This window comes from Allobosea sp. Leaf344 (genome assembly GCF_001426225.1).
GTDB lineage: Bacteria > Pseudomonadota > Alphaproteobacteria > Rhizobiales > Beijerinckiaceae > Allobosea.
On sequence record NZ_LMRT01000001.1, the window covers coordinates 903,170 to 922,631 of the forward strand.

The 19,462-nt window shown below is 58.4% G+C and carries 10 protein-coding genes; 6 read left to right on the top strand and 4 right to left on the bottom strand.

Annotated elements, in window-relative coordinates:
* Nucleotides 1-169: 169 nt before the first annotated feature.
* The 3 genes from ASG72_RS04070 to ASG72_RS04075 all read right to left on the bottom strand — a co-directional run bounded on the left by ASG72_RS04070 (nt 170) and on the right by ASG72_RS04075 (nt 4,490).
* Nucleotides 170-850 (bottom strand): winged helix-turn-helix transcriptional regulator, encoded by a 681-nt coding sequence (locus ASG72_RS04070; protein ID WP_082540057.1) that lies wholly within the window; start codon nt 848-850, stop codon nt 170-172.
* A 364-nt stretch (nt 851-1,214) separates the two neighbouring features.
* Nucleotides 1,215-2,315, bottom strand: coding sequence for a hypothetical protein (locus tag ASG72_RS20555; RefSeq protein ID WP_156395781.1), 1,101 nt, complete (start codon nt 2,313-2,315; stop codon nt 1,215-1,217).
* Nucleotides 2,316-2,768: 453 nt separating this feature from the next.
* Nucleotides 2,769-4,490, bottom strand: coding sequence for a fatty acyl-AMP ligase (locus ASG72_RS04075; RefSeq protein ID WP_056709273.1), 1,722 nt, complete (start codon nt 4,488-4,490; stop codon nt 2,769-2,771).
* A gap of 226 nt (nt 4,491-4,716) precedes the next feature.
* On the opposite strand from ASG72_RS04075, the gene ASG72_RS04080 reads away from it, so the two are divergent.
* Nucleotides 4,717-6,489 (top strand): WcbI family polysaccharide biosynthesis putative acetyltransferase, encoded by a 1,773-nt coding sequence (locus tag ASG72_RS04080; RefSeq protein ID WP_156395782.1) that lies wholly within the window; start codon nt 4,717-4,719, stop codon nt 6,487-6,489.
* Between the two features lie 64 nt (nt 6,490-6,553).
* Here ASG72_RS04080 and ASG72_RS04085 read toward each other — a convergent pair whose 3' ends face one another.
* Nucleotides 6,554-7,216 (bottom strand): CDP-alcohol phosphatidyltransferase family protein, encoded by a 663-nt coding sequence (locus tag ASG72_RS04085; protein ID WP_056709277.1) that lies wholly within the window; start codon nt 7,214-7,216, stop codon nt 6,554-6,556.
* Nucleotides 7,217-7,736: 520 nt separating this feature from the next.
* Between ASG72_RS04085 and ASG72_RS04090 the strand changes: the two genes are divergently transcribed.
* The 5 genes from ASG72_RS04090 to ASG72_RS04110 all read left to right on the top strand — a co-directional run bounded on the left by ASG72_RS04090 (nt 7,737) and on the right by ASG72_RS04110 (nt 19,438).
* Entirely contained in the window at nt 7,737-8,684 is a 948-nt protein-coding gene (locus tag ASG72_RS04090; RefSeq protein ID WP_056709279.1) for a glycosyltransferase family 1 protein, read from the top strand.
* A gap of 312 nt (nt 8,685-8,996) precedes the next feature.
* Nucleotides 8,997-16,442 (top strand): type I polyketide synthase, encoded by a 7,446-nt coding sequence (locus tag ASG72_RS04095; protein ID WP_082540059.1) that lies wholly within the window; start codon nt 8,997-8,999, stop codon nt 16,440-16,442.
* The gene (locus ASG72_RS04100; RefSeq protein ID WP_056709284.1) at nt 16,442-17,800 is read left to right on the top strand and encodes an aminotransferase class I/II-fold pyridoxal phosphate-dependent enzyme; all 1,359 of its coding nucleotides are present in this window, start codon (nt 16,442-16,444) and stop codon (nt 17,798-17,800) included. Before ASG72_RS04095 ends, ASG72_RS04100 begins: the two co-directional genes overlap by 1 nt.
* A gap of 148 nt (nt 17,801-17,948) precedes the next feature.
* Complete coding sequence (locus ASG72_RS20955) at nt 17,949-18,248, top strand: acyl carrier protein (protein WP_056709286.1); 300 nt, start codon at nt 17,949-17,951, stop codon at nt 18,246-18,248.
* Nucleotides 18,245-19,438 (top strand): beta-ketoacyl-[acyl-carrier-protein] synthase family protein, encoded by a 1,194-nt coding sequence (locus ASG72_RS04110; RefSeq protein ID WP_056709289.1) that lies wholly within the window; start codon nt 18,245-18,247, stop codon nt 19,436-19,438. Before ASG72_RS20955 ends, ASG72_RS04110 begins: the two co-directional genes overlap by 4 nt.
* Nucleotides 19,439-19,462 lie beyond the last annotated feature (24 nt).

Genomic DNA, 19,462 nt, shown 5'->3' on the forward strand with positions numbered 1-19,462 from the left:
AACAATTCCAACCGGTCAGCAAAACCGTCGGACCTCACGTGGAACGCCTGACCGACACAAGGTCGGCCCGTCGCGCTAGTGCGATATAGCCGATGGCGTCCAGTCAGCTGCCGCGTCCGAACGACATAGCAGCGAGGACCCTCGCTCATAGCGAAATGCACAGGGAAACTCATGGTCGGGGGCCATCGAGGCGGACCGACAGCATGGGCGGCGCCAGCACATTCGCCTGTCCGAAAGCGCCTACCGCCGCCTCAAACCAAACTTGAGCATCCTCGATGCCGGTGACAATCGATCCGTCGCACCCTGCCGGCAGCATATCGAGCGAAGCGACGACCGGGATATTGAAGATAGACGATTTCTGTATCCTAGCATCGAACACTGCGGCAACCGAGACGCCCTGCTCAGAGGCGCACAGGATTGCGATCTCTGTGAGATCGCTGCCTCCAAACAGCACGACCGATTTCCATTGACGCTGGTGGGCGACCGAGAAGAGGTCGGAATATTGCGTTCGCGCCTGACGAAAAAAAGACAGCGACCAGGACAGATACTCAGCCGTCAATCTGGACTTCTCGGCGAACCCTGAAGGCGTGAGATAATACGCATAACGCCGCGACGGAATCTGCTGAACCTTGATCAGCCCCTTCTTCACGCAACGCTTGATGTAGGTGTTCACGAGCCCAAGGGCGACGCCGAGTTCGCCGGCGAGAATCCGCTGTGAGACATGAGCTTCTCGTTCGACGAAGGCCAGCAGTCCAGCGATGTGGCGGCGCTCCGCATCAGCAGCCCCGAGCCTGGCACCGCCCGGCTGAAAGGCCGTAGCGGCGGCCCGAGCGTTAGATCCATCAGTCATGCATGGCGCCTACCACGTTCAACACGTGAACGTCAAACTCGTTCACCAGCTGAACATGACTGTTCTCACGTCGTTACCCAACCTTTCAAACGCGCCTTGGGGATGCAGAAGCGTGCGAAAATATGCTGCTTCGTGCCGACGGCACCATCACGGTGCGCCTCCCCAAGCCTCGCCCGCAGCATGGCCGCGGAGGCGCGACTGGGCTTTTCTATGACGCAGCAATTGCCCGGTCGATCATGACCTGACCAAGGCAATGGGATGAGGGGCGGCTGACCGGCCGCAGGCTGGATCGACGTGACCTGAGCGACTAGGTGGCGGTGATCGTCGCGGTTAGCGCGCAGCCCGGCCAGTTCCACCACACCGACTAGGGGAGAAACAGCAACTTTCGGACACGCGCGCGAAATTTTAAGGCAGGATTTATTGCAGTCGCCGACGTCAGCCGCATGAGGATCCCTAGCCTAACCATCCAAATGTTCAATCGGCGATCAAGCGAACCATTCAAAGATTCAGCTGTCTTGAGCGCCCCGAGGGCGGCTGGCAAGTCTCCAGATTCTCGGAAGGCAATCGCAAGTGGAATATAGGCAAGACTGTGACGCGGATCGCACGCCACCGATTTTTCGTGAGCCTTTATGGCGTCCTGCCATCGTCTGGCTCGCCCCAACAAAATACCTAAGTTGGTCCAAGCGAAATTGGCATTTGGCGCCAGATCGACAGCCCTTCGCGCTATAAGTATTCCCGCTTCAGGTGCCCGTTTGAAGGCCTTCTGGGAAATGGCCATCAGCCGATGAGGCGACCGCCGCCGCCGTTGACGCGCCTCTTGTCGCAAAGAAGCCAGATCGAGCTCGCCGTTGACCGCTCCTAATGCAAAGGCGCCTAACAATCCGCATTCCGCCAAATAGGCCCCGATGTGATGCCCTGAGTTAGGCAAGGCTACCCGCTGGATAGGCATTTCACCTGCGATCAAGTCAACGTGCTGACGCTCCAGCTGCATCGCTGAATCATAGACGATGATAGCGGGCACGTCCGCGGATAGTGGCCCTGACAGCTCTGACAGCCATCGAACTCGCCTCGCTCTTGGCCACCTCGTTTCAAAGGGCGCTTTGCGGGGATCAACGCTGTATTGAGGAGCCAGGGCCAGTGCTAGCTGCGCGCCAATTGCCGATGCGAATCGCAGAGCGCCGTAGCCACCCATGCTCGACCCATAAGTGATAACCCTCTGGTAGCCGCTTGCAGCAGATTTCACGGCCGTGATCGCCTTGCGCCAATCCGCTTCGTGGTACCAACGGTTACGCCTGCTTAAAACATGGACAACGGAAATGCTGTGTCTGTCGAAGAACTCTTCCCCGAAAGCCAGACGCTTCATTTGCTCGTCTTCGGCGTGAGGATCAAAAGTCACAACGCAGTGAACGCCTCCTCGGTGGGCCGCTTTAACCAGTAAATTCTTTGACCGGTAGATCTGCTCCAAACGCTCATCTTTCCCTGATATAGAGGCCACTGACGTCAGTCGAAGATGAAAGTGAGTTTCGCGCGACGATCTGGTTTGCGGCCACGCTACTCGGGTCTATACATTTTAGTCATGCCATCTGATCGTTCAAGGCGCGCCTCGCCCATAGCGCACCTATTGAGTGACCTTCGTGCTCTGCAATCCGAGTATAAATTCGACGAACGATTCGAGAGACGAATACTCCTCGGTTACGCCAGGTTCGAGTTCCAGACCTGTTTCTTGCTCAACTGCTAGTACGAAATGAACTGCCGCGGCTGAATCCAGTCCCAAGCCAGCAAAGGTGGTAGCAGGCGTGATCTCATCAGGTTTCAAGTCCAGCATTGCAGCCAAGATTCGTTGACAAATCTCAAATATTATTGCGGCCCGATCCATAAAGCTCTCGATCTTCGTTCTTCAGCAATGGGAGAAGACTGTTTAATCGGCCCACAACTCGAGCGTTTTGTCGACCCAGCGCTGCCGAGTAAGGCTGCGCTGAATTTTGCCGCTGGTGGTTTTTGGAATCGACCCAGGTTGCACCAGAACGACCTCGTGGAACGCTAAGTCGTGATTATGGACAACAGCAGCGCGCACGGCTGCGATGATATCGCGGCTAGCAGTCCTGCGCTGTGAGCGCGCCACTTCGTGGACGACAACCACGCGCTCGGTACCGCCTTCGTCTATAAAGCCAAAAACGGCGCCATGGTCGCGTGGCAGCGCTGGGTGGCTCTCGGCCACCGTCATCTCGATATCCTGAGGATAGTGGTTAACTCCGCGAATAATGAGGAGGTCCTTCATGCGGCCGATAACATAGAGTTCGCCATCATCGTCCAGATGGCCCAGATCGCCTGTTCGTAACCAATTCCCTTTTTGAAGCGCCTCGTCAGCAAACAACGACTTTATCTGCGCTTCGAATACCGAGGCGCTCTCCTGAGGGCGGCACCAATATCCCTGCGCTACACTGTTCCCCTGCACCCAGATTTCGCCGATTTCGGCAGGCTGCGCCTTCGCTAGCGTGTCTGGATTCACAATAGCCACTGAAACACCGTCCACCGGGCTGCCGCACCCTACGATTTCACGGGCGTCGTCGGTTCGCTCCGGGTTAGTTATGAGACCGCGATGAAGCCCGGCGGCGCTGACAGTGCGCTTTCTCACCGGGGCACCGCGCCCGGCACTCGTGACCATCAGTGTTGCTTCGGCAAGCCCATAAGAAGGCTGCATCGCGTTGGCATCGAACCCGTAGGGAGCAAATGTCTTGGCAAAACGCGCAAGCGTGGCCGCCCGTACTGGTTCAGCACCGTTCACCGCAACCTTCCAGCCGCTGAGATCGACGCCCTCCATCTGATCGGGACGAAAACGTTCGACACAGAGATCATAGGCAAAATTTGGCGCGGCAGCCACTTCTGCCTCGTGGTTCTGGATTGCTCGTAACCAATTTAGCGGGCGAAGCATGAATCCTGCCGGCTTCATGATGACAGACCGCGCGCCGAGGTAAATCGGCTGCAGCAAATTCATGATCAGGCCCATGTCGTGATAATGGGGGATCCAACCCACGTGGGTCGAGCCCGCGTGATTTCCTAGGCGGGCCCGGATCATTTCCAGATTATCGACCAGGTTGCCGTGGCTAACCATCACACCCTTGGGCAGGGACGTCGATCCCGAGGTATATTGCAAAAAAGCTATATCACTCCGTCCCTTTTCGAGGGAAGGCGATTGGGCCAGTTCGCTTGATGAGCCAACGCCAATTTGCGGTACCCTCGCTTCTTCGAGGCGCGCACGCAGCATCGTCCCGGGCAATGCATCCTCTGGCAAGGTCAACGCCAGCCGAGGCTGGCAGTCTGCGATGATCGCGGCGCTTGCGTCGTGACTGGAATTGCGACGGGGCGGCATCAGCGGAACAGCTACAATGTCAGCCATCAGGCAGGCAAAATAAGAGACTACGAACTCCAGACTGGCTGGAAAGAGGAGCAAGGCTCGATCGCCAGGCGAGAGCCTCGTCTGAAGTTCTTTAGCGAGGGTGGCCGATCGGGCGTAAAGGCTGCCATAGCTCAGCGTGAGGCAAGGCGCTGTCGGTCCTGCATCCATTATGACTGCGTAAGCGTCCGGTCGCGCAGTGGCATGGCGCTGCACGATCTCAGGGAGGGACAAAAAGCCTTGCATCTCACTAATCCTAGATCACTCCACCAACGCTTTTGAAGCGTGGCTGATTTGGACGAGTGAAGGGTTTTTGTCGACCTTCCTCTATTCGATTTTCTTTCCCGGTCTGGTGGGTGATGAAACGGGCCTCGCACTCGATGAATGAGACCCGAATTTCGCCGTCCCTCACCGCTCACAGATTTCCTGCTGGCGCACCGAGAATGTCGGCGTCAGACTGACGGACATGCCAATGGATACCGCTAAAGCGAATGAAACGGCCGCAGTTGCCCCCATGTTGCTGCCGATGGCGAAGCGCAGCCTTATCGCGACAATGGAGGTGCGCGAACCGGCTTTCCGGGGCCGAAGCGGTTCAGTCTATGTACTGCTGCCGGTTCCCGCGCAGATTTTTCTCTACGGCCCTTTCCTTCGCTTGGCCAAGGGACGCTATCGCTTAAGCTTTCGGTGTCGGACCTTCGTCGCGCTGCAAGGCAATCATCCGATGATCGGCCTAGAGGTGATTGCTCAGAACCGGGCTCTTATCCGCTGGCGCGATTATACCGCTGGCGACCTTCAAGACGGTGAGCAGAGTGTAACGTTCGACGTACCAGACGAGCTTGGGGCAGAAAGCGGCACCGACGCCCCGTTTGAGTTCAGGTTCTCGCATTTTGGGAACGCCGTATTCGAGATGAGCGATGTGACGCTTGCCGCGTTTCCGTCAACCGAACCCCGAGAGTCTGGCAAATCGGACAGCGAGCGCTGGCGCCTGCTGGGTCGGCTGAAGACGCTTCCGATCCTGGGTAGCGTCACACTGTCCCCTTTCTCCATCAGCCGCCTTAAGCTCGGGCGCATGTCCGCGCGCCTAAGGCTCCCATCAGGACGTTACCGCCTGGACCTTATGTGCGCCGTAAAGCGAGCGAAGGAGACACATTCGGCTGCGCTGGAAATCATCGTCCACGCACGCGATCACGCGCCAATCGGCAGCGAGCGCTTTAGCGCTGATCAACTGTCGACCGGTCACGCATCCTTTAATTTCGAGGTGCCAATCGATGTCAGCCTCGATATTGGCACGCCTCGCGATATCGAGATCGAAGTCAGGCATTTCAGGAACACCTGGCTTACTTTGACCTCCCTGGACCTCAGCAGACTTCCACCTGACCAGGCCGTTCAGCACGTAGCGCACGCGGCAAAAGCTAGCGCTCCGGCCCGATTGGGCGCCAAGAAGATTGTGATCTTTGGCAATTGCCAGGCCGGTTTGATAGCCGAGGCTTTGGGGAGCCATTCGGGTTTCGCACGCCACTTCTCGTTAAAGCATCATTTCATGGAGCTGTCTTCCAATTTGCACGAACAGGGCAAGCGGGACTTAGAATCGTGTGAGATGCTGCTGGTCCAAGATATACGGGAATGGGAACGCTATCCCCTGCGCGAGCATGTCCCGGCGCATTTGCCGATCCTGCGCTTCCCATGCGTGCGCTTTGCATCGCTTTGGCCGTTCGACGCCTTCAACGGTCCCGACGACCATCACGCGCGCAATCACGATATGCCGAATTTCGAATTCACCTATTTCGATGGGTTGCTAGCGCGGTTGAGGAGGGAAATTCCCGATCATGAGCAGCGCTTCGTCGCGTACCGCTCGCTGGAGGTACCTGGCGTGATCGACGTAAGGCGTCTGCATACCTTTGAAGAAAAACGCCTCCAAGGCATGGACCGTTCATTTCCTGGAGGCATCGGCGCCTACATCCTCGACAACTTCAGAAGGCGGCAGATTTTTTACACAACAGGGCATCCTAACGGCAAAATTCTTAAGATGCTGATGGAGCAGATCGCAAAAGAGCTCGGGGTTCGCCAATCGTTCTGGTTCCCCGGAGAGCTAAACTCGCTAAAACGTCTCCAAGTGCCGATCCACCCGAAAGTTGCGGCCGCGCTCCAGGTCCGCTGGGTCAAAGACGACCGCCGCTATCTCGTCCGTGGCGACTGGGTGACCTGGGAAGAGTATGTGCGCAGATACATTGCCCATTACGGCTGACTTGATTGGACGTGAGGCTTCCCTGACAAATCTGAGCCGAGACCTGGAGCGCGGGCTGCAGGTCTCAAATCGAATCTTTACGGTCGACTTCGCTCAATGAGCGCGCATAGGAAAAAACGAGGCAGACGAACGCGACCATGAAGGCGGTGGCCATCGCCAGCAAGGCGAGGTCGCACCAGGTCATCGGACGACCAAAGATGACAAATTGCGGAGCGCCAAAAAGCAAGATGAAAGTGTTCATCCCGATGATGAGCAGGCGAATTTCGGTCGGCCCCGAGCCAAGCAGCGAGACATGAAACTCGCTGGAAACGCATGTTCTGACAAACGAGTATATCGAGAGGGCGTGATAGCCTGCAAGGGCCAGCAGCGCTACGTCCATGCGCACATATGGCGATAGACCCATGCCGACAGCGATCAACAGGTTGCCGATTACATCAACGGTCTGATCGACAAAATATCCATATCTGGGTCGTTCAATCTGCCTGACGCGCGCAAGTGTGCCATCCAGCGAATCGCCCAGCCAGTGGAAAACAAGCCCCAAAGAGGCCAGCCACAAAAATTCGACCGCCCAATGGGATAGGACGTATCCAGCCAACGTGACGATGCCGCCATAAACGCCAAAGGCTGTAACGGCGTCAGGGGTGACCGATCTCGGCAGCCGTTTGGCTAGCCAGATCAATACCTCGCGTTCCAAGCCAGAAAAGAGACTGTTGTGAATACGCAGCAATGAATTCGGCGCTTTCAGGCTTGCTCGATGTGCCACACCTATCGCCGAGCCCCTTCAGTTAATCAAGCTGTACTGCTCCTTCAAAATTTTGATATCCAGCCCGTGTTAGCAGGTGGCTTGAAAACCGCCCGCGAACGAAAAAGGGCTGCAGCGGCGACATCACGTCGATGCCTATCCACGGGGTGCCATTTTGCCATTCGCCTATGATGCGACCCGTTTGTTTCTGGGCCCGTTGTCACGAACTCCGCGCGGAATAGACCGTGTTGATTTGGAGTATGCCCGGCACTTTTTTTTGCACTCGAGCGAAGAATGCTTCGCAATCTTGCCAACAGTCTGGGGAATTCGTTGTTTTCCCCGCGAGCGAGTGCTGCGCGGATTGGGGCGGCTGGAGGAGTTGTGGTCTGAAAATACTCAGCCTGAAAACGACATCGCTTGGCAGCATGTGAAGGCGCGCCTTCAAGGAAATAAGCCAAGTGGCGCCCCTCCGAAACGGCAAACTGCCCTCGGAGTCGCCGCTCGCATGACGTCCTTGCTGAAAGCTACAGGGATCGGTTTTGGGACAAGTGTCGATACCGGACTGGCGCCCGACACGGCTTATTTCAACGTGGGCCAAATCACTCTTGCCATTCCGTTCCTGTTGCGCTGGCTCGAGCGACGGCGCGATGTACGCCCGCTGTTTATGCTCCACGATGTAATCCCACTCGAAACGCCGGAATATGTCGAGCCGAGCGCCGTGAAGGGACATTCGGCGATGGTGGACCAAACGGCGCGTCTCGCCGCAGGCCTCATCGTGACGACACAGTCAGCGAAGGCAGCTGTCCTGGGCGAGCTTCACCGCCGGGGATCGCGACAGATACCGACTTTATCCTTACCGTTGCCCGTTCAAGCGATTTTCCGACAACCCGCAGACCCAGACGCTTCCCTGGCGCATATCCCGTATTTCGTCGTCTGCGGCGCCATTGAGCATCGTAAGAACCAGCTAATGCTGTTGGAGGTCTGGCGGCGACTACAACGCAGCGGCAAAGATACGCCGCACCTCGTAATCGTCGGATCAGCGGGTTGGCAAGGCAACCTGATCAGGGACCGGTTCGAACGCTCGACCGACGTTAATAAGCACATCCATGTAGTCAGTGGTCTTTCAACGCCCGCTCTGCATCGCCTCATGAGCGGCGCCCGCGGCCTGCTCATGCCATCATTTAGCGAAGGGTTCGGATTGCCCGTTCTCGAGGCAGGAGCCCTGGGCATCCCGGTTGTGGCTTCCGACATCCCCGCGCACCGAGAGATCGCACGTCCGGATACTATCTTCGTAGATCCGATCGACGGCCCGGGCTGGGGAGCAGCGATTCTGTCGCTGCTGGCGTCGAAGCCGCCCGCGCGCCTGTTTGGCGATTACGCCACTTTCGCCTGGGACGAATATTTTGGTGCGCTGCGAGACTTTGTGCGCGAGATTAAGGCAACTGATCGGTGATAGGCGCCGCGCGGAGCGTTTATCAGACTTTTGCCCCGCGCGCCCAGCTCGTTGACCATTTACTTCTGGAAGCGTCCAGCTCGCGGTCTCGCGTTACTGTCGGCCTCGTTCCGTCCGGAAGCCGGCCGCAGGCTAGTCTAGGGGGGCCTTGGATCCCACCAAAACGTGAGCGCAACGCTCTATAGAAATCAGAGCGACTGCATCCACGATGGATTGCCATGCGCGCTCGAATTGTCTATCCAAACCCCGTAGCACTGGTTGCTGCTCGCCCGAAATTCCCGTACTCTGACTTTTGGTTACATCCTTCAGCCTATGTCTGATTTTACCAGCGCGATACTTGGCGATATAGGCATCGTTGGATATGCCTGCAATCTTCCAGGATCGAATTCTATCGATGCGCTGTGGGACGTCTTGCTGAAGGAACGCAATGTCGTTTCGCCTCGCCCAATCGGACGCTGGAGCGTTGAGCGCTTCTTGAGAGCCGGCAAGCCTGTACCGGGGTTTTCCTATTCGTTTGCTGGCGGCTATATTGACGCGCCCTTCGCGTTCGATCCCGCTCCGTTCGGAATATCTCCACGCGAAGCCCAACAGATGGATCCGCAGCAACGATTGCTGCTCGAGACGACATGGAAGGCGCTAGAGGACGCAGGCGTGCCTCCCTCCTCGCTGGCTGGACACAATGTCGGCGTCTATGTCGGCGCTTCGCTCGTCGATTACCAGAGCGGTGGCGGGTACGACCCTGCTGTCATCGGCAGCCACTTTATGACCGGAAATGCGCTGTCGATCCTGTCGAACCGTATTTCCTACGTATTTGATTTGAAAGGTCCGAGCTTCACGCTCGACTCGGCCTGCTCGTCGTCGTTCGTCGCACTATCGCAGGCCATGAGGGCGCTTGATCTTGGCGAGATCGACATGGCCGTTGTCGGCGGCGTCAACATGCTGCTGTCGCCAGCGCCGTTCATCGGCTTCTCACAGGCTCGGATGCTCTCACCGACCGGCCTCTGCCGCCCTTTCTCCGACGAGGCCGATGGCTACGTGCGATCGGAAGGAGCAGTGGTTCTAATTTTGCAGCGTCTGTCCGATGCGCAGTCGTCTGGCCGGCGCGTTCGCAGCGTCGTGATGGCAGCCGCCATCAACTCGGATGGTCGCACGAACGGGATTTCGCTGCCATCGCAGCATGGCCAACAGAGCCTCATTGAAAGTTTGTATGCGGCGGCAGGTGTCCACCCCGAACGTCTAGCCTTCGTCGAGGCGCACGGAACCGGGACCAAAGTCGGTGATCCCATTGAGGCCTCGGCCATTGGTGCAAGCCTAGGGCAAAATCGCTCAACGCCGCTCCCGATCGGCTCCATCAAATCCAATATCGGCCATTTGGAAGCCGCATCAGGACTAGCCGGCTTGTTGAAAGCTAGCATGGCGATTGAACATTGCGTCGTGCCAAGGTCCCTGTTCGCCGAGACCCCGAACGCTGCAATTGATTTTCCCGGGCTTAATATTGCTCCGATCGTAAGCGCGAGGCTAATCCAACCCCAAAACGACGAGATCTTCGCTGGCGTCTGCAATTACGGTTTCGGCGGGACCAACGCTCACGTCATCCTAAGGTCCGCGCCCAAGCGATCGGCAAGATGCGTGAGATTGGCGACCGGCTTTGGGCCCGGGGCGCCAGAAGGGAAGCAGGCTGAAATCCTGCTCGTGTCTGCCGCTACCGCCGAAGCACTGAGCGTACGTAGCCAGCAAATCGCCGCGACGTTGAGTGAGGGAGTGCCTGCAACCAACATTGCCAGTACGCTCGCGTACCGGCACGAGATTCTTTCACATAGGCTGGCTGTTCCCCTGCCCGATGTGGCAGCGGATAACGACGCGACCGTCGCGATCCTGCAGGCTTTCGCGAATGGTGGCCTCGACGCCAGCAAGGCGACCAGCGCAACAGCAGCGTTGATCGACCGCAAGCCCATTTTCGTCTTCAGCGGCAATGGCGCGCAATATCCGGCGATGGGTGAGGTTGCCTACCAGGCGAGTAGCGCATTCCGTCGCGAGATCGAGGAGATCGACGCTCTCTATCGCCCCATAGCTGGATGGTCCATTGCGGAGCAGTTTCGAGACGGTGTGTCACGTGACGTTCTCGACACGACCTCGCGGACCCAACCTTTGCTTTTTGCCGTCCAATCGGCGCTGGCGGCGGTTCTCAAACGTTATGGTTTTCATCCCAGCGCCGTTCTGGGACATAGTGTGGGTGAAATCGCAGCAGCGGAGTGCTGCGGCTTTCTCTCTAGAGCCGACGCCCTTCGTGTCGTGCACCTTCGTAGCGAGCATCAGGAGGGGATGCGCGGCAGGGGCCGCATGCTCGTTATAGCGACCAATCCCGACAGCACGCAGGACTTGATTGACCGGGCACAAGCAGCTTCGGTTGATATTGCGGCGTATAATAGCTCGCTTTCAACGACCGTATCCGGACCGGCTGATGAGATCGCAGCTATCGCGGCACTTGCCCGAAGAGAGCGCATTGCCAGCATTACGCTGAAGGTCGAATACCCCTTCCACTCCAGGGCTCTGGATTTCCTAGAGCAGCGAATTATCGACGATTTCGCCGAGATTCGCGCAACCCCCGCCCATACTCCATTCTTTTCGACTGTGACTGGGAAACGGCTCAGTATCGGGGAACTCGGAGCGCGCTATTGGTGGGATAATGTTCGCCGTCCGGTCCGCTTCCAGCAGGCCATTGAGGAGGCGCTCGATGGTTATCCTGACGCCGCCTTTGTCGAGATCACGCCACGTCAGATTTTGCTTGGGCCCATGGCCGATATCCTGCAGCAAAAGCAGGTTCGCAACCCAATCCTGGCAACGCTTTCGTCAACAGACAAGCCACAGCAAGATCCGATCCGGACCATAACTGCGCGCTTCGTGGCGCACGGCCTAGCGCACGATCGCCGAGCGGTTTTCGGCGAGCCCCCCGGCAACGTCGTTGTGCTGCCTGGATATCCCATGCAGCGGGAGGAATTTCACTTAGGTTCGACTTCTGAAGCGATAAACTCGTATGGCCGACTAATCGAAAGCGTGCCGCTTCATCCGTTGCTCGGCAGCCGCGCGGCGGCGGGGTCGCCCGAATGGCGTTGCCTGCTAGACCCTGTGTTAGTGCCCTACCTCAATGACCACCGTGTCGATGGCACGATTGTCCTCCCGGCCGCCGCTCTAATCGATATGGCGCTCGCTGTTGGCTCTGAGATCCTCGGCGACGGCCCGATCGAGGTGGACGAATTCGATATCCTCAAGGCTCTGACCTTTGCCGAGGACGAGACTCGTGAACTGTCGACCCGCTATTCCAGCCAGTCCGGCACAGTAGAAATCTGGAGCAGGAGACGTCTGGCGGGTAACGAATGGCTACTTCATGCGCGAGGAACGGTCAGACGGATTGAGCCATCGGCTGCTCCTCCGAGGGCCATTCCAAGTCCAAGAGATCCGATTCTGGACGTTGCTGAAGATATCTACGCCGAGGCTAACCGGGCGGGGCTGGAATATGGCAGTTATTTTCAGGTCGCGGAGTCGAGCGAACGAGACCATACCATTTGCCGCAGCGCGCTGAAGGTCCCCTCTGGCGGTTTGGGTGCGTATGATAATCTTCACGTGCTTCACCCAGTCTCACTGGACGGAGCCTTCCATACTCTATTCCTGGCACGGCCTCAGCGCGATGGCGAACGCAAGGCGTTTCTTCCGATCCGCTTTAGGCACATTCGGGTTTGGAAGCCGGGGGCGGCGGTCGCGCAATCGGTCACGGAGCTGAAAGAGGAATCGTCGCGCTTCAAATCAATTTCAGTGTTCTTGCTGGGAGAGGATGGGCAGATCGTCGCGACCATCGACGCCGCGGTATTCCGTTCCGTTCACCTCATCAAGCCATTCATGGCCGACCGCACATTCCGTGAAGAAGCCATCGTCATTGATACGGTGCCGCTTCCATCGCTATTGCCCGAAGGGACCGGTTCGCCTGGCGACCTCGCGAGTATCCGCTCGCTGGTTAAAGCGCTTTCAATCTCGCTCGCGCGCGAACTGGCGGCAGAGTTATTGGCGGCTGAAACGAACCGGACCTTTGAAGCGCTCGCCGAGGAAGGCGCAATTCCCCCTGCTGCGCAGCCGCTCTGGTGGCGGATACAGCAGGTTCTGGAACTCGCCGGCGCTGTGGAGAAAGCCGTTGAAGGCAAGCGCCTGTCGCCTACCTTCATGATTCCTTCGCCCCAGGCGATCTTAGGGACGTTAATCCAACGGTTTCCGCGGGCAAACATGGAGATCCGACTGGCAGCGCAGGCAATGGCGGAGGCGGGCAAATTGCTCCGCTCCGGCACGCTTCCCGCCAAGCAGCCCGATTTCCCAACCGACCATTGGGGCTTAGTTTGTTTGGCAGACCCCCTTCGAGGCGCTGTCCAACAGGCGATCGCGAAGCTGCTGAAATCGGCTCCATGTAAACTGCGTATTCTCATTGCAGGCGATTGGAACGCCGCGCTTTCGGCCGCATTGAAGCCGAGCATCGAATCCGGACAGATTTCAGCCACTCTGATCGTGGCGAACCAGGTGAGAGCCGATGACCAGCGCCATCTGCCCGGTATAGGGACCCTACTGGAATTGCTGGTTCTTGAAAGCGGCAGCACCGGACCGACCACCGATTTTGACGCTCTGATAGGTTTCAGCCTGCCGGGATCGCCGGCCGGCCTTGCGTCTCCTGGCCTGCTGGAGCGCTGCGTTGCCATGCTCGGCGATGGCGCGCCTATCCTGCTTGGTGAGCCGGTCGAAGACGCTTATCTCTCATTCCTGCTTCATGCATCGACGCCAGCCATAGAGCAGATGGCTGGTGAAGCAGCAGGTGGGGGCCATGATGCGATCGACCAGCAACTCGCGAAGGCCCGCGTGGTCGACCGGACCGTAGGCCTGACTGAGGACGGTATCCTGCGGCTCTTTGGCGGTCGTGCAGCCAGAGAAGCCAATCGCAATGCGACGCTTGCGGCAAGCGTCGCGGTGATCGCACATTCTAGCAGTGGCGATCTGATACCTGTCTATGGGCTGAAAGCCGGCGTCCAGCTTGCGTCCGAGAACTTCGCGGCGTTTGATGCTTGGCTTGGCGCGCTACAGCAGGATACCCCCGCCATACTTATTTTCGCGCCCTATCGGGCGGATGTTGCAGCACGCAACCTCACGAGCCATCTGGATGTCCTGACAAACTGGTTGTTAAAGCTCGGAAATCTTGGACAGCCCTGCCGGCTGTTCGTTTTGACCGAAGGCGCCCGTACAGGGGATGCGGAGAGTGCGCCTGCAAATGCCGCCGTTTTGGGGTTTGTGCGGGTAGCAATCAACGAGTTTCCCGATCTCGATATCCGAACGATCGACATTGAACGTCCCGCCGCAGCGGCCCGCGTCCAAGATATTCTTGCTACCGGGTCCGCCGAGCGCGAATGGCGGATCACAGCCTCGGGCCTCACGGTTACCCGTGTCAGGCGCGGAATGATTACGGACTCCGCTCTAACCTCTGACGATCGCTCGGTGCTTCACTTCGCCGACGGAGTCGGGCTAGACGGTTTCGAATGGCTCAAGAAAACGCGTCCCGCGCCTGACGAAGGCGAGATTGAGGTAGAGGTCGCAGCCGCGGGGCTGAATTATCGCGACGTTTTGGTAGGTCTTGGCATACTCGACGATGATTTGCTCGGCGCCGGCATGACAAGAGCGGCGCTTGGATTTGAATGCTCGGGCATCGTCGTCCGCGTTGGCCCAGGCGTGACCCAGCACCGAGTAGGCGATGCAGTGATGGGGTTTGCTGCCCAAGCATTCTCCTCCCACGTGGTATGCCCCGATTGGCATTTTTTCCCCGTGCCCGAGGGCATGAGTCTTGAGGCCGCTGCAACGATCCCCGTTGCCTTCGCCACCGCTTGGTATGCGCTTGTCGAACGGGGCCAAATCCGTGGCGGCGAGGACGTACTCGTCCATGGCGCCGCAGGCGGGGTGGGGCTTGCTGCGATCCAGATCGCGAAGCTGAAAAAGGCTCGGGTCCTGGGAACGGCGAGCAGCGGCACCCGTCGGACGATTGCTCAAGGAGCAGGCGCCGACATGATCTTCGATTCGCGCCAGGAGAGGTTCGCAGCAGACATCAAAGAGCGCTTCCACGGCGTAGATGTCGTGCTGAACTCGCTTGCCGGCGATGCGATGCTGGCGAGTTTCAAGCTGCTTAAGCCGTTCGGTCGTTTCCTCGAATTGGGTAAGCGCGACTTTTTAGACAACACGCAGCTCGCTCTCCGGCCGTTTTTGCACAACATTGCCTATAGCGGAATCGATCTCGACGAGCTGCTGGCCGCCAAACCGCAATTGGCGCGCGAGATGATGGCCTCGCTTGCTGAACTGTTTACCCGCCAAGCTTTGCTGCCGCTGACTTATCGAACCTTTGAATCGCATGAAGCTGGCGCTGCGTTCAGGAGCATGCAGGCGTCCGAGCACGTTGGGAAGATAGTGATCCGCCCAGCCAGCTCAGCGCGTGCGGACATTGCGTCCCTGAGCTATGCGGCGCGGGCCGGTCTTTACCTTGTTGTAGGCGGAACGGCCGGTTTGGGTTTGGCTACCGCCCATTGGCTATCGCGGATGGGTGCGTCGCACATCGCTTTGGTATCGAGGCGCGGGCAGGTCGAGGAAGCGCTTTCGCCTCTTGTCGCCGAGATGGAGCGCCACGGCGCGCATGTGCTGGTCAGACAGCTCGATGTCACCGATGCGATGGCCGTCCACAGCCTCATCAGCGAACTCTCGGAAAGCTACGGCCCTGTCCGCGGCGTGGTGCATGCCGCGGTCCATCTCGATGACGGGCTGATCGCCAACCTGACGCCGACACGCCTGCATGCGGTTTTGCGGACGAAAGTGGACGGGATCATCAATCTCGATGCAGCGACCGAGGGCCAGCCACTCGACTTTTTTGTAGCGTATTCCTCGGCCACGACGATGGTTGGCAGCCCTGGTCAGGCCGCCTATGTCGCCGCCAACGCGTTTCTCGAAGGGTTCATGCGCCGTCGTCGCAAGCTCGGAAAACCGGCTCTAGCCATCGGCTGGGGAGCAATTTCCGATGTGGGCATCATCGCACGGGACAAACAACTGGGGCAGCGGCTCCGTCGGACGACGGGCGTTGTCGCTATGCGATCCTCGGAGGCCTTGGCGCATCTCGGACGGCTCATTAGCCTTGGTGACACCATCGATCCGGTGCAATTCTTGACCAATATCGCTCAGAGCGCTGGCGCAGAGAAACTTGCTCTCTTGAAAAGCCCGGCATTTGTCGGGCTTGGCCTCATCAAGCGGGATGGGCAGCAAGGGCCCACAGACGAGGCAGCTTTCGATTTGCGGGGTAAGAGCGCCAGCGAAGCTGTTGAGATCGTCACCGGGATTTTGCGCCGCGAGGTCAGCGAGATCCTGCGCATGCCGGAAAGCAAAATTGATCTATCCCAACCCCTGATCGATATCGGGTTGGATTCGCTGATGGCGCTGGAGCTTCACATGTCGCTCGAGACCGCGCTCGGTGTGCAAATCGCCGTTGTCGGGGCCGGTGATCGCAATCTTGCGGCCATGGCTCGCATGATCGTTGACCAGATCAACCATGGCGATAATCAGCCCCCGCAAGAAGCAGCAGACAGCCTTCCTGCGACGGTCGCAACGCTTGCTGGCATCCATTCGACGGCCGACCTGTCGCCTGAAGAGGCTAGCAAGCTCGAACGAGCCGTGCGCGCCTCGCGTCGAGGAGCATTCTGATGGCTCACAGCGATTCTGGTCCGCTGTCAGACGATGCCCTCGCCGACCTTATAGAGCAGATGCGGTGGACGCCGGAGGTGGCGACAGCCCCCTCGTCACCGCAACAGAGGACTGCCGAGCGGCACTACAGCGTAGCGTTCGAAGATCATCCGCTTTACCAGCAAATGAAATTCCAGCGAGGTTTTGCAAGCTTCGCCGGCCTGCGCAGTCCCTACTATCGACAGCATGACATGAGAGCCGGGGCGCTTTCGGTCATCGAGGGCCGCCCAGTCCTCAATTTTGCTTCCTACGACTATCTCGCACTTAACGGTCATCCGGAGATTACCGAAGCCGTCGCTAAGGCTGCGCGTGATCTAGGCACATCGGTTTCCGCAAGCCGGATCAGCGCGGGTGAACGGGGGATCCACCGCGATCTCGAGCGCGCGCTCGCCCGAAATTATGAAGCGGCGGATTGTGTGGCTTTTGTCTCGGGTCATGCTGCCGCTGTATCGACACTCGCGACCTTGATGGGGCCGAAAGACCTCATCGTCCACGATGCCCTCATTCATAATTGCGTTGTTGTAGGCGCCCAACTTGCCGGAAGCGCGCGGCGGCTATTCCCCCATAACGATTTAGATGCGCTGGAGGCATTGTTGGCCGCCGATCGCCATCGCTTCGAACGGGTTTTGATCGTAAGCGAAGGTCTTTTCTCCATGGATGGCGACGGGCCGGACTTACAACGTCTCATCGCGATTAAACAGCGCTTCTCCGCTTGGTTGATGATCGACGACGCCCATGGACTTGGAGTTCTCGGCGCCACAGGACGCGGCATCTTCGAGCACCAGGCTGTGTCCCCTGGCGAGGTCGACCTTTGGCTAGGCACCTTATCCAAGACACTCGTTAGTTGTGGTGGCTATGTGGCTGGAAATGCTGCCGCGATCGATTTGCTGAAGCATCAGGCGCCGGGCTTTGTCTATAGCGTCGGCATGCCCGCTACCGCTGTCACCGCCTCGATCGTTGCATTAGATATTATGCAGCGAGAGCCCGATCGTGTTGAGCGACTGCAGCGCAAGTCTTTGCGGTTTCAAGCCGGCGCGAATGCGGCTGGGTTCGATACCGGCGATAGTTGGGGGCGTGGGATCATACCGATCATCATCGGTGACACCGTCGCAACGCTGAAGCTCGCCGAACGCCTTCTAGAGGCTGGTGTCAACGCATTCCCTATCTTACCCCCAGGCGTACCGGAGAAGACGGCCAGACTGCGCTTCTTCATCAATGCGGATCATAGCGACGAGCAGATCGATACGGCCATCAGCACGCTCGCGCATGAAATGGCTGAGCTCGGGGACATTTCACTTAAGACGATTTTGGCGTCATGAGCGCGACGGCTGGTCAGCGCTTCGGCGCTCTTTTGCGGCGCGGAGGCCAGATGGCGCCCGTATTTTCAAACGGATCCGGTTTAAGCCGCCCTTCTCACTGCCAGCGTGTATAAGTGTGTCAGAATTGGACCAGAGAGAGCCAAACGCCATGACGCCCGAGGCGCCATCGACCACGGTCGATTTTGTCATTAGCATGCTCAAGCAGGTTATGATGGAGAGCGCGTTTCGCGACGAAGCAGCCATCCAAGCCATCAGTTGGGGTCGTCAAACCATTATCGAAGAGACCGGGGTCGACTCGTTTGATTTCGTGGAACTCATCTTTAAAGTGGAAGAGCGTTTTGACATCTCAATCGACTATAATGCCAACAGATCGATCAATGAATTGAAGACAGTAGGCGATCTTGCAGGCGAGATTGATAAGCTCGTGGCCAAGAAACAGCCGATATGACGACAATCGTCGTATCTGGCGTCGGCGTCATCTCTTCCGTGGGCTGCGACGCTAATAGCTTCTGGCAATCTCTTGTCACCGGCAGCGACAACCTCAGCGAAGCCTCTGTGCTGCCGGGTTCCGGGATTCAGGTGTCCGAGGTTTTAGATCGCGCTTTCCTGGAGAACCTGCCGGTCCCGGCTTCGGCGATGGACCGGAATGCGGTGTTTGCCGTTGCAGCCGCAGGCCAAGCGTTGGCTGCCTCGGGCGTGAAGCTGGGGCCGCTCAAACCCGATCGTATCGGCGTCATTTTAGGCAACGGTGCGGGTGGCCAATGCAGCATGGACGATCAGTATGTCCGACTGTATCGCGAGAATAAGCGCCTGCATCCCATGACTGTGCCAAAGGCAATGGTAAGCTCATCGGCGAGTTGGGTATCGATGGCTTTTGGCATCACCGGCCCGTGCTTCGTAACATCGAGCGCCTGCGCATCGTCTAGCCATGCAATCGGTATCGCGATGCAATTCCTGCGAGCGGGCCTGGCCGATGTGATGGTCGCCGGAGGCACTGAGGCCCCTTTATCTGTGGGCACCGTCACCGCTTGGGACGCAATGAAGATCATGTCACGCACGGCCTGTCGGCCCTTCGCAGCCGGTCGCGATGGACTCATTCTAGCAGAGGGCGCTGGCGTCATCATCTTGGAGACGGAGTCGCATGCGCGCAGCCGCGGCTTGCGTCCGGCCGTCGAAGCCGCGGGGTTCGGCTTTAGCGCCGATGCTGGCAACATCGTCTCACCCGATGCAGACGGCATGCTGAGAGCGATGAACATCGCATTGGCAGACGCCAAGATGGATGCGGGCGACTTAGCCTATATCAACGCGCATGGGACCGGGACGCGAGCCAATGATCGCACCGAGACTGTCGCGCTAAAGCGCCTTTTCGCGGATCGCCGCTTACCTCCAGTCTCCTCCACAAAAGGGGTGACAGGGCATGCGCTCGGGGCTGCCGGAGCTCTTGAGGCGATCGCGACGATTATGGCCATTGAGCGCGGCATAGTCCCCCCAACGGCCAATTTCGACGCCGCTGATCCCGATTGTGATTTCGACTGCATACCGAATGAAGCACGCTCACTGCAAATTTCAGCGGCGATGTCGAACTCGTTTGCGTTCGGCGGGCTGAACGCTGCTTTGGTTTTCAGGGCGCTCGCGTGATCGGTCTATGCAATCAATGGGAGG